The sequence below is a fragment of the Streptomyces sindenensis genome (genome assembly GCF_014649035.1).
In the GTDB taxonomy this organism is placed as follows: Bacteria; Actinomycetota; Actinomycetes; order Streptomycetales; family Streptomycetaceae; genus Streptomyces; species Streptomyces sindenensis.
Genome location: NZ_BMSG01000002.1, coordinates 379,576 through 391,185, shown reverse-complemented (window position 1 = coordinate 391,185; position 11,610 = coordinate 379,576). Strand labels below are relative to the sequence as shown.

Here is an 11,610-nt window from a genome sequence, read left to right as displayed (position 1 = left end):
TCACGGGCATGCTGGGTTTCGTGCCTCCACTTCCTCAGCAGCCGGGACGGCCGCCGTCCTCCGGCCACATGATCGTCTGCGGTGACGACGCCCTGGCGCGCCGGCTCGCCGTGGAGCTGCGCTTCATCTACGGGGAACGGGTCACGCTGCTCCTGCCGCCGGGCCGGGACGCGAGCGGCCCGCAGACCCCGATGACCCAACGGGGCCGGGCAGCGGCCCTGTTCGGCCGGATGTCGGCGGCGATGAACCGCGCGGGCCACGGCAACGGGGCCACCGACGGCAGCGGCGACACCAACGCCGGGGTCGAGGCCGTCCGCATCATGGAGGCCCCCGAGCCCTCCGACGACGTCCTGGAGGAGGCGGGCATCGACCGGGCCGCCGCCCTCGCCCTCGTCTACGACGACGACGAGCGCAACATCCGCGCCGCCCTGACCGCCCGCCGCTTCAACCCCCGTCTGCGGCTGGTGATCCGGCTCTACAACCGCAAGCTCGGCCAGCACCTGGAGGAGCTGCTCGACCAGGCGGCGGCCGTCGCCATGCCCGGTATCGACCCGGCGCTGCTGGACGCCTCCACCACCGTCCTGTCCGACGCCGACACCGCCGCCCCGGCCCTCGCCGCCACCGCCCTGACCGGCAGCAGCAAGGTCATCCAGGCCGAGGGGCTGCTCCTGCGCGCCGCCGAGCGCCCGCCGCCCGGCCCCGGCGAGAGCGCCGACCCCGGCCTGTGCACCCTCGCCCTGCTCTCCTCCACCACCAACGACCCGGCGGGCGCGGAGGGTTCGGACAGCAGCGGCGACGAGGCCCCGCAGCTCCTGCCCGACGAGCGCGCCCTCGCCGAGACGACCGGCCGGGGCACGGTGGTCCTCGAAGCGATCAGCCGGGCCGATCCGGCCCGACCCGCGACCCGGATGGGGGGCAGGGGCGCACCGCTCTCGCAGGTCTTCTCCCGCAGGCTGCGCTGGTCGGCCCTCGGCATAGCGCTCGCGGCACTCGCCCTGGTGGTCGCCTCGCTCCTCACCACCCGGGACGGCCTGGTCCACTCCACCTATCTGACCCTGCTCGACCTGCTGGGCATGAACGACCCGTCGGAGGACGGCACGACCGCCCGGAAGGTCATCCAGCTGCTCTCCGGCGTCGCCGGGCTGCTCCTGCTGCCGCTGCTGATCGCCGCCGTCCTGGAGGCGTTCGGCACCCTGCGCACCGCCTCCTCGCTGCGCCGCCCGCCCCGCGGCCTCTCGGGGCACGTGGTGCTGCTGGGGCTCGGCAAGATCGGCACGCGCGTCCTCATGCGCCTGAGGGAACTCGACATCCCCGTGGTCGTCGTCGAGGAGGACCCCGAGGCGCGCGGTATCCCGCTGGCCCGGTCCCTGCACGTGCCGACCGTCATCGGCGACGTCACCCAGGAGGGCGTCCTCGAAGCGGCCAAGATCTATCGCGCCCGCGCCCTCCTCGCGCTCACCAGCATCGACACGACGAACCTGGAAGCCACGCTGTACGCCCGCTCGGTGAAGCCGGACCTGAGGGTCGCGCTGCGGCTGTACGACGACGAGTTCGCGACCGCCGTCTACCGCACCCTGCGCACCGCGCACCCCCAGGCCCTGACCCGCTCGCGCTCGGTCTCCCATCTCGCCGCGCCGGCGTTCGCGGGCGCCATGATGGGCCGCCAGGTCCTCGGCGCCATCCCGGTCGAGCGCAAGGTGATGCTGTTCGCCGCCCTGGAGGTCGCGGGACACCCGCAGTTGGAGGGCCGCACGGTCGAGCAGGCGTTCCGGGCGGGCGCCTGGCGGGTCCTGGCCATCGACGCCACCCCGCCCGCCGACCGCAACCCGGACCTCGCCGCCCCGCCCCCGTTCGACCCGGAGGGCGCCCCGCCCCCGCCGTCCTCCGGCCTGGTCTGGGACCTGCACCCCGGCTACGTGCTGCGCGCCCAGGACCGAGTGGTGATCGCCGCCACCCGCCGGGGCCTCGCGGAGCTGCTGCGCCGGCAGCGGTCGGCGGTGCCGGGGCGGTAGGCCGGTTCGCGGGCGGTAGGCCGGTTCACGGGTGGTAGGCCGGTTCACGGGTGGGCGCATCACCGGCCGGCAGCACGGCTCGGGCGGGCTGACCGCGCGCCGGGCAGTACAACTGGGCGGGCGGATCGCGCGCCGGGCCGTACGGCTCGGGCGGGCAGACCGCGCGACGGGCCGTACGGCTCGGGCGGGCAGACCGCGCGACGGGCAGCCCGGCTCGGGCGGGCGGATCGCGCGGCGGCTACCGGAACGCGCCCATCGCCTCCCGGACCTCGTCCAGCGTGGCCTCCGCCAGGGCGTTCGCCCGCTCGTTGCCCGCGCGGAGCACCGACCGTACGTACGTCAGGTCCTTCGCGTACTCCGCCCGCCGGGCCCGGAAGGGCGCCAGGTGGGTGTTGACCGCGTCGGTCACCGTCCGTTTCAGAGCGGCGGCTCCGCCGTCGCCGATCTCCGCCGCGACCTCGTGCGGGTCCCGGTCGAGACAGAGGGCGGCCAGCAGGACCAGCGAGGAGACGTTGGGGCGGGCGTCGGGGTCGTACGTGATGAGCCGGTCCGCGTCCGTCGTCGCGCCCTTGATCAGCCGGGCGGTCTCGTCGGCGGTGGCGGAGAGCGGCACGGAGTTGGCCCGGCTCTTGCTCATCTTCGTACCGTCCGTGCCGAGCAGCAGGGGCGCGGCGGAGAGCAGGATGTCCGGTTCCGGGAAGACCCGGCCGTACCGCTCGTTGAAGCGGCGGGCGATCGTCCGGGTGACTTCCAGGTGGGGCGCCTGGTCACGGCCGACCGGAACCAGGTTCCCCTTGCAGGACAGGATGTCGGCGGCCTGGTGGACCGGGTAGGTGAGCATCAGCCCGCTGACCGTGGACTGCCGGGAGTGCGCGATCTCGTCCTTGACCGTGGGGTTGCGGTTCAGTTCCGCGACGGAGACCAGGCTGAGGAACGGCAGCATGAGCTGGTTGAGCGCGGGGACGGCGCTGTGGCAGAAGACGGTGGACCGGGCGGGGTCGATACCGAGGGCCAGGTAGTCCAGGAGCAGCCCGTCGGTGTACTCCGCCAGCCGCTCCGCGGTGTCCCGGTCGGTGATGACCTGGTAGTCGGGGATGAGGACGATGACGTCCACGCCGAGATCCTGGAGGCGGACCCGGTTGCGCAGGGAGCCGAAGTAATGGCCCAGGTGAAGGGAGCCCGTGGGGCGGTCCCCGGTGAGGACCCGGAAGCTTCCGGGGTCCCGGGCGATGCGGTGCTCCAGCTCGGCGGCATGGTTCTCCGGGCTGCGGGGCTCGGCGGTGGTCGTGGTCGTGGCCGTGATCGTGGTCATGGTGGCTGTCTCTCCTCGCGTGAGTGCGGTGTGAGGGACGGCCCCGCCGGTGAGCGCCGCTGCGCTCCGTCTCCGTGTCCGCGCCGTACGAGGGCAGCAGAAAGGGCCGTCCATGTCGAACGGCCCTGGTTCCGTGCAGATGCTGTGGCCGCTCCTAGGAGGAGCGCCACCAATTGCGGCACGGGACGGAGGTCATGAGGGGAAGCGTACCGCCCCCCGGGGATGCCTCGGGGCGCCTGGAGGGCTTCGACACACCTGGGGGGCACCTGGAGGGCTTCGACACGTCTGGGGAGCCGCAGGACGCCCGGGGAGGCCGCGGGCCCTACTTCGGGGCGTGCTCACCCACGTAGAAGAGGAGCCAGACGAACCCGGCGAAGAGGTGGGTCACGAAGACATAGACGAAGACGCGCAGGAACACTCCGCGCGCTTTCCACTCCTCGCCGTTGCTCTTCAGCTCGCCCACCGCTCCAGGGTACGCCCGCCCGGGAAGGCCGCACGGCCGCGCGGAATAGGACGGGGAGGGGTCCCGTTGTAGGGTGTAGTTCAACGTTCAACCAAATTGGTCAGGGCCTCCGGTCTCCGCTTCCCCGGATTCCAGGACTCCCGGCCAGGTCTCAGGAAGGCGGACGCCATGCAGTTCGGGATCTTCACCGTCGGGGACGTCACGACCGACCCGACCACCGGCCGGACCCCCACGGAGAACGAGCGGATCAAGGCGACCCTGGCCATCGCGCAGAAGGCCGAGGAAGTCGGCCTGGACGTCTTCGCGACCGGCGAGCACCACAACCCGCCGTTCGTCCCGTCCTCCCCGACGACGACCCTCGGCTACATCGCCGCCCGCACCGAGAACCTGATCCTGTCCACGTCCACCACGCTGATCACCACCAACGACCCCGTGAAGATCGCCGAGGACTACGCCACGCTCCAGCACCTCGCGGACGGCCGCGTCGACCTGATGATGGGCCGCGGCAACACCGGGCCGGTCTACCCCTGGTTCGGCAAGGACATCCGTCAGGGCATCCCGATGGCCATCGAGAACTACGCCCTGCTGCACAAGCTGTGGCGCGAGGACGTCGTGGACTGGGAGGGCAAGTTCCGTACGCCGCTCCAGTCCTTCACCGCCACCCCGCGCCCGCTGGACGGCGTCCCGCCGTTCGTCTGGCACGGCTCCATCCGCTCCCCGGAGATCGCCGAGCAGGCCGCGTACTACGGCGACGGCTTCTTCCACAACAACATCTTCTGGCCCATGGAGCACACCAGGAAGATGGTGGACCTCTACCGCCGCCGCTACGCCCACTACGGGCACGGCACCGCCGACCAGGCCATCGTCGGGCTGGGCGGCCAGGTGTTCATGCGGAAGAACTCGCAGGACGCGGTACGCGAGTTCCGCCCGTACTTCGACAACGCGCCGGTCTACGGCCACGGCCCGTCCCTGGAGGACTTCACCCGCGAGACCCCGCTGACCGTGGGCTCCCCGCAGGAGGTCATCGAGCGGACGCTGACGTTCCGGGACGCGGTCGGCGACTATCAGCGCCAGCTGTTCCTGATGGACCACGCGGGGCTCCCGCTGAAGACGGTCCTGGAGCAGCTCGACATCCTCGGCGAGGAGGTCGTGCCCGTCCTGCGCAAGGAGTTCGCCAACCTGCGGCCGGCCGGCGTTCCAAAGTCCGCGCCCGTCCACCCCGCGGTGACCGCCGCCCGGACCTCCCGGAAGGAGGGCTGACCTCGATGTTCGCCACCACTCCCCTGCGTCTCGTCGCCGTATCGGCCGGGCTGAGCCAGCCGTCCTCCACCCGGCTGCTGGCCGACCGGCTGGCCGCCGCCACCCGTGAGCGCCTCGCGGCCGAGCAGGACCGAGACGTCGAGATCCACGTCATCGAGTTGCGCGATCTCGCCGTGGACATCGCGAACCACCTGGTCAGCGGGTTCCCGTCGGCCGGGCTGCGCGAGGCGATCGACGCGGTGACGGAGGCCGACGGGCTGATCGCCGTGACGCCGGTCTTCACCGCCTCGTACAGCGGTCTGTTCAAGTCGTTCTTCGATCTGATCGAGCACACCGCGCTGACCGGCAAGCCCGTCGTGATCGCCGCGACGGGCGGTACGGCCCGCCACTCACTGGTCCTGGAACACGCCCTGCGCCCGCTCTTCGCCTACTTGCGGGCCGTCACCGTGCCCACCTCCGTCTACGCGGCCTCGGAGGACTGGGGTTCCTCGGGCGACGAGTACACCGAGGGCCTGCCGTCCCGGATCCGGCGCGCGGGCGGCGAGCTGGCCTCCGCGGTCCTGGGCCGTACGGTCTCCGGAGCCTCGCGGGCCCCGGGCCTGGACGACGGGGAGGACGCGGTCGTCCCCTTCGAGCAGCAGCTCGCGGACCTGCGGCTGGACTGAGGCGGGGCGATCGGGGCGGGGCGACCCTGCCGAGGCGACCGGGGCGGGTCATATCGACCCGCCTCGATTGCCCTGTTTGATTACAGTGAGACCGAATGCTGTACCAAGCACGACCGAGCGCGACCGAGCTGGAGGCAGATATGGGCAGGATCGTTGTGGGCGTCGACGGCTCCGACTCCTCGATCAAGGCACTGCACTGGGCCGTACGCCAGGCCGAGCTGACCGGCGCCACGGTGGAGGCCGTGAACAGCTGGGAGTACCCCGCCACCAGCTGGGCGTCGATGATGCCGGGCATGCCGGAGGACTTCGATCCGCAGGCCGTGGCCACCGTCTCCCTCACCGAGGCGCTGGAGGAGGCCCTCGGCGCCGCGGGAGCCGCCGCGGTCAGCAAGGTCGTGGTCATCGGCAACCCGGCCCAGGCCCTGCTGGACCGTGCCCAGGGCGCCGACCTGCTCGTCGTGGGAGCCCGCGGCCACACCGGCTTCAAGGCCACCCTGCTCGGCTCGGTCAGCCTCCACGTCACCCAGCACGCGCCGTGCCCGGTGACGGTGGTCCGCGACTGAGAGGGGCCGGGAACCGGCGGAGGGGGGCCGGGAACCGGCGGAGGGGGGCCGGGAACCGGCGGAGGGGGGCCGGGAACCGGCGGAGGGGGCGGCCCGCTCCGGGAAGAAACCAGGGGCCGTTGTCAGTGGGGGCTCCTATCGTGTGGTCATGACCCCTGCTCTCTTCGGGCGCGACCACCCCGCGGGCGTCCTCCGCTCGGAGATCGTCCGGGCCACGGACAGCCACGGCGGTCTCGTGCTGGTCACCGGCGAGGCCGGGATCGGCAAGAGTACCCTCGTCACGGACGCCGCGCACGAGGCACGGCGGCGCGGGGCACTGGTGGTCGGGGGTTCCTGCTGGGACTCGGACAACACCCCGGGGTACTGGCCCTGGGTGCAGATCCTGCGCGGCCTGCGCCGGTCGGCCACGGCGGCGGAGTGGGCGGCGGCCCAGGAGGCGTCGGACGGTCGGCTGGCCGTACTCCTCGGCGATCCGGCCGGGGTCGCCACAGGCGGTGCTCACGGGGGCGAGCCCGGCGCGGAAGCCGGTGCGGTCGGTGGGCGCGGTGGCGGGCCCCACGCGGACGGGGGACCGGGCGAGGGGCCGCCCGGCCGGGGTCCGTCGGATGGCCCGTCGGAGGGTGCCGAGACCTTCGGGCTCTTCGACGCGGTGACGACGGCCCTCGTCACGGTCTCGCAGAGCCGGCCGCTGGTGGTCGTCCTCGACGATCTGCACAGCTCCGACCCGGCCTCCCTGCGGCTGCTCGAATTCGCCGCCCAGCACGCCTGGTTCGAGCGGCTGCTGCTGATCGGCACCTATCGGGACGTCGAGGTGGAGGCCCCCGGGCACCCGCTCCAGCAGCTGATCCTGCCGCTGGTCTCACGCGCCGCCGCGACCCTCACCCTGACCGGCCTCGGCCGGGACGAGGTGGGTGCGCTGATGACGGTGACGACGGGCCGCGAGCCCGCACCGCAGCTGGTCGACGAGGTCCACCGGCGTACCGGCGGCAACCCCTTCTTCGTCGAGCAGACCGCCCGCCTCTGGCACAGCGGAGCTCCGGTCTCCACCATTCCGCCCGGTGTGCGGGAAGCGGTCCGGCAGCGGCTCGCGCTGCTGCCCGAGCCGGTCGTCTCGCTGCTGACCAGCGCCGCTCTGCTCGGCCGGGAGTTCCGCCGGCAGGTGCTGGCCGTCGTGCACGGCGCGCCGGTCCCCCATGTGGACCGGCTGCTGGAGTCGGCCGTCGTCGCCCGGGTCGTCGTTCCCCGCCCGTCCGGGCAGTACGCCTTCGCCCACGACCTCCTGCGCGAGACGCTGTACGCCTCGCTGGACGACGCCGAGGCCCGCGAACGCCATGCCGCCGCCGTACGCGCCCTGGACGCGCACGGCGGCCTCGCCGACGCGGTGCCGCCCGGCGCCCTGGCCCGGCATGCCCATCTCGCCGGTGCCGCGCTGGAGCGCGACCGCCGGATCGACCTGCTGCTGGCGGCGGCCCGGGACGCCTCGGGGCGCCTGGCCGACGAGGAGGCCACCGAGCACTACCGGCGCGCCCTCGCGGTGGCCTCCGGCGAGGACCCCGACCTCCGGCGGGCCACGCTGATCGGTCTCGACCTCGCCGGACAGCTCCGGCACGCGGGGGAGGCCGCCGAGGCGCAGCGCCTGCTGGACGGGGCGGTCGCCCGGGCCCGGGAGCTGGACGACCCGGAGCTGCTGGGCCGGGTCGCGGTCACCCTCCACGGCGACGGGTTCCTGGGCCACCACGGCGTGGCCACGAAGGGCCTGCTCGCCGAAGCGCACCGCAGGATCACCGGCAAGGAGGGCCAGGAGAGCCTCTCCGACGACCGGCTCGCCCAGGAGCTGGCCATCCACTTCATGGCGCTGGCCCGGAGCGGCTCGGACGACGAGGCGCTCGCCTTCTCGCTCTGGGCGCGCCACGACTCCGTGTGGGGTCTCGGTTCGGCGGTGGAGCGGCTCGGGCTGACCGACGAGATGACCGTCGTCGGCCGGCGCTCCCGGCACCTGGACATGGAGCTGCACGCGGCGTCCATGCGCTGGGTGGCGCTGCTGGAGCTGGGCGACCCGGCCTTCCTCGACCAGTTCCGTACGTTCGTCCGGCTCGCGCAGGTGACCGCGCTGCCCCGGTTCGCCCTGGGGGTCGCCGTCGACAGCAGTCTGATCGCCTCCCTGCAGGGCCGGTTCGCCGAGGCGTCCACCGCGCTGGAGGACGACTCGCTCGACCCGGAGAACAACGACCACGCGGCCTTCCGATTCATGGGGCACCACCTGCGCTGGGCGATGCACCTGCTCCGGGGCCACTTCGCCGAGGCCGAGGAGGTCCTCGCCGAGCTTCCGGCCTCCGGGTACCCCTTTCCCGGGCTGCTGGAGGCGCTCACCGCGGTGGAGCAGGGCGACGCCACGCCCGCGCTGCGCCTGATCGCCGAGCACGCGGACCGCGCCGCCCCCTACCCCCGGGCGTTCATGCCGCTCTGGCTCAGGCTGCTGGCCCAGGCGGCCGCGGTGACGGGCGACCCGCGTCTGATCGCCCGCGCGGAGGACGAGCTGACCCCGTACACGGGCCAGTGGGTCGTCTCGCTGTACGGGTGCGACATCGGCGGCCCCGTCGACCTCTGGCTCGGGATGCTCGCCGCCGCGCGCGACGACCAGGACGCGGCGGTCGCGGCGCTCACCGAGGCCGCCGCCTCCTCGGACCGCCTCGGCGCCCGCCCCTGGGCCGTACGCGCCCGGCTCTGCCTGGCCCGTTCCCTGCTCGCCCGCTCCGGTTCGGGTGGTGCCGGTGCGGGCGGGGCCGGCCAGGGTGCGGTCGAGACCGGTCAGGATGCGGGCGGTGCCGGTCAGGGTGCGGTCGGTGCGGTCGGTGTCGACGTGGCCGTGGCTCAGGGCTTCGGCGCCGACGACGCCGGGCGGGCGCGCCGGCTGCTCGGTGAAGTGGCCCGGGAGGCCGGCGAGTTGTCCCTGGACCATGTGGAGGCCGAGGCCGCCTCCCTGCGTACGCCCCCATCCCCGGCGGCTTCCGGGACCCCGGCCGCCGCGACTGTCGCCACTGCCGCCCTTGCCCCGGGTGCCACGGCTGCCGATGCCTCGGCGGCTACTTCCGTCTCACGGACCTCGACGCCGGACCAGGGGCCGATCCCGGCGTCGAGCCCGGCCCCGGAGTCGACCCCGGCGTCGAGCCGGAGCGCCGCCGGGTCGGGCCGTGGCGAGGCGGGGGGTGGCGAGGCGGGCGATGGCGAGGCGGCCGGGTCAGGCCATGGCGAGACGGCCGGTGGCGAGGCGGCCGGGGCGGGCGGTAGTGAGGCCTCCGACTCGGCCGGGCAGTCCGCCGAGTTCCGGCGGAACGGGCCGGTGTGGCAGCTGCGGTGGGACGGGGTGACCGTGCACGTCCCGGACGCCAAGGGCCTGCGGGACCTGCACAGCCTGCTCGGACTGCCCGGCGCCGACGTCCCGGCCGTCCGGCTCCTCGCCCCCGAGGGCGGGGACCTCGTCGTCGCGGCCGGGCAGCTCGGCGCCGATCCGGTGCTCGACGAAGAGGCCAAGCGCCGCTACAAGGAACACCTGGACCGGCTGGACGCCGAGATAGACCGAGCGGCCGCCCGGGACGACACCCAGCAGGTGGAGAAGTACGACCGGGAGCGGCAGGCCCTCCTGGACGAGCTGCGCACCGCGGCGGGGCTCGGCGGCCGGACCCGTCGGCTGGGCGACCAGACCGAGCGGGCCCGCAAGACGGTCACCGCCCGGATCCGCGACACCCTGCGCAAGCTGGAGACCCTGCACCCCTCGCTGGCCGCCCACCTCAAGGCCTCCGTGACGACCGGGACCACCTGCGCCTACCGCCCCGAGCACTCTCCCGCCTGGCGCCTCTGACCCACGGGACCACGTCCTCCGCCCCACGGAGCCTCGGCCTCCTGGCCCACGGGGCGCTGCGGGGCCGGCGCCGCTATTCCTCGACCACCACGTCGGCCACGGCACACGCCACGTTGTCGGGGGCGCCCGCCTCGCGGGCCAGGCCGACCAACCGGCGTACCGCCTCCTCCGGGTCCTCCGCCGCGACGACCGCCGCCCGCAGGCCCGCCGCGTCCACCACCGCCGACAAGCCGTCCGAACACAGCAGATAACGGTCCCCCGCCAGCACCTCCTGCAAGCGGACGTCGGGGCGGCACGCCACGGCCGCCGCTGCGGGCCGCGCCTCGCCGACCAGTGCCTTCAGCAGGAGCGCGGGCCCCGGCTGCGAAGCGACCTCCTCCGGGCTCAGCGAACCGTCGTCGAGCATCGACTGGACCAGGCTGTGGTCGTGCGTGATCCGGAACAGCTCCCCGCCGCGCAGCAGATAGGCGCGCGAGTCCCCTATGTGCACGAGTCCGAGCCGCGATCCGGTCCAGAGCATCGCGGTGAGCGTGGTCCCCGAACCGTCCGGGGTCTCGCAGGGCGCGACCGCGTCCCGGACCGCCCCCGCAGCCGAATCCGCCGTGTCCTGCAGGGCGTTCAGCAGATCCACGGAAGACAGCACACCGTCCCGGCCCCATGTGGAGGGCTTGAGCGCCCCGATCGCCGCGGCACTCGCCTCGGCGCCGCCCTCCCCGAAACCGTCCGCGACCGCCAGCGTTTGGGGGCCCGCGAACGCCGCGTCCTGGTTCGCCGTGCGCACCACGCCGATATCGGTCAGCGCGGCGCCCCGGATCGCCAGCGCCACGGGCCCCGCCCCCGGACCGCCCGGCAGCCCGGGCCCGCCCGAGGCTCCAAGGCTGCCCGGCGCTCCGGGCCCGACCGGAACGCCAAGCCCGACCGGAACGCCAAGCCCGGTCGGCGCACCCGCGCTACCCCCGCTCCTTGCAGTCCCCGCACTTCCCAGGTTCTCTGGCTTCCCTGTGCTCTCCCCGTTGTCCGGCATCCGCGACATCGTCCTGCCCTCCGCTGACAGATGGTCGACGAGGTACATCGCCAGATCGCGCCGGGCCGCCGTCTCGCTCTCCACCCGCGCCCAGTAGGCCCGGATCTCCACGGCCGCGGCACCCGCGTCGAGCGCCACGACCCGGCCGATCCGGTTCAGCGGCATGCCGATCCTGCGCAGCCACGCCACGAGCCGGGCCCCCTCCACCTGCGCCGGGTCGTAGTACCGGTAGCCGTTCACCGGGTCGACCAGGGCGGGCCGGAGCAGACCCAGTTCGTCATAGCGCCGGAGCGCCTTGGCGGAGAGCCGGGACAACCGGGCGAACTCCCCGATCGTCACCAGCTCCCCGCCCGCGGCGCCCATCGCACGGCCTTCGCGTGCCACCCCGTACCTCCTCGCACCGGACGCCTTCCGCCCGGCCCCACCGATGCTGGGCCTTCCCCCGCGGGGAA

The 11,610-nt window shown here is 73.9% G+C and carries 8 protein-coding genes; 5 read left to right on the top strand and 3 right to left on the bottom strand.

Annotated elements, in window-relative coordinates:
- Nucleotides 1-8 precede the first annotated feature (8 nt).
- Nucleotides 9-2,012 (top strand): NAD-binding protein, encoded by a 2,004-nt coding sequence (locus IE145_RS05025; protein ID WP_189519167.1) that lies wholly within the window; start codon nt 9-11, stop codon nt 2,010-2,012.
- 238 nt (nt 2,013-2,250) lie between these two features.
- Here IE145_RS05025 and trpS read toward each other — a convergent pair whose 3' ends face one another.
- Nucleotides 2,251-3,324 carry a tryptophan--tRNA ligase gene (trpS, locus tag IE145_RS05020; RefSeq protein ID WP_189519165.1) on the bottom strand — a complete coding sequence of 358 codons (1,074 nt, stop codon included), beginning with the start codon at nt 3,322-3,324 and terminating at the stop codon, nt 2,251-2,253.
- Between the two features lie 322 nt (nt 3,325-3,646).
- Nucleotides 3,647-3,787: a DUF6126 family protein gene (locus tag IE145_RS05015; protein ID WP_164873509.1), complete on the bottom strand. Its 141-nt coding sequence runs from the start codon at nt 3,785-3,787 to the stop codon at nt 3,647-3,649.
- A gap of 168 nt (nt 3,788-3,955) precedes the next feature.
- On the opposite strand from IE145_RS05015, the gene IE145_RS05010 reads away from it, so the two are divergent.
- The 4 genes from IE145_RS05010 to IE145_RS04995 all read left to right on the top strand — a co-directional run bounded on the left by IE145_RS05010 (nt 3,956) and on the right by IE145_RS04995 (nt 10,134).
- On the top strand, nt 3,956-5,047 hold the full coding sequence (locus IE145_RS05010) for an LLM class flavin-dependent oxidoreductase (protein ID WP_189519163.1): 1,092 nt from the start codon (nt 3,956-3,958) through the stop codon (nt 5,045-5,047).
- A gap of 5 nt (nt 5,048-5,052) precedes the next feature.
- A complete protein-coding gene (locus tag IE145_RS05005) occupies nt 5,053-5,712 on the top strand; it encodes an FMN reductase (protein ID WP_189519161.1) in 660 nt (219 codons plus the stop codon).
- 140 nt (nt 5,713-5,852) lie between these two features.
- On the top strand, nt 5,853-6,275 hold the full coding sequence (locus IE145_RS05000; protein WP_032764491.1) for a universal stress protein: 423 nt from the start codon (nt 5,853-5,855) through the stop codon (nt 6,273-6,275).
- 148 nt (nt 6,276-6,423) lie between these two features.
- A complete protein-coding gene (locus IE145_RS04995; protein ID WP_229825332.1) occupies nt 6,424-10,134 on the top strand; it encodes an ATP-binding protein in 3,711 nt (1,236 codons plus the stop codon).
- A gap of 73 nt (nt 10,135-10,207) precedes the next feature.
- Here the strand turns inward: IE145_RS04995 and IE145_RS04990 are convergent, their stop codons facing one another.
- Entirely contained in the window at nt 10,208-11,542 is a 1,335-nt protein-coding gene (locus IE145_RS04990) for a MerR family transcriptional regulator (protein ID WP_189519157.1), read from the bottom strand.
- Nucleotides 11,543-11,610 lie beyond the last annotated feature (68 nt).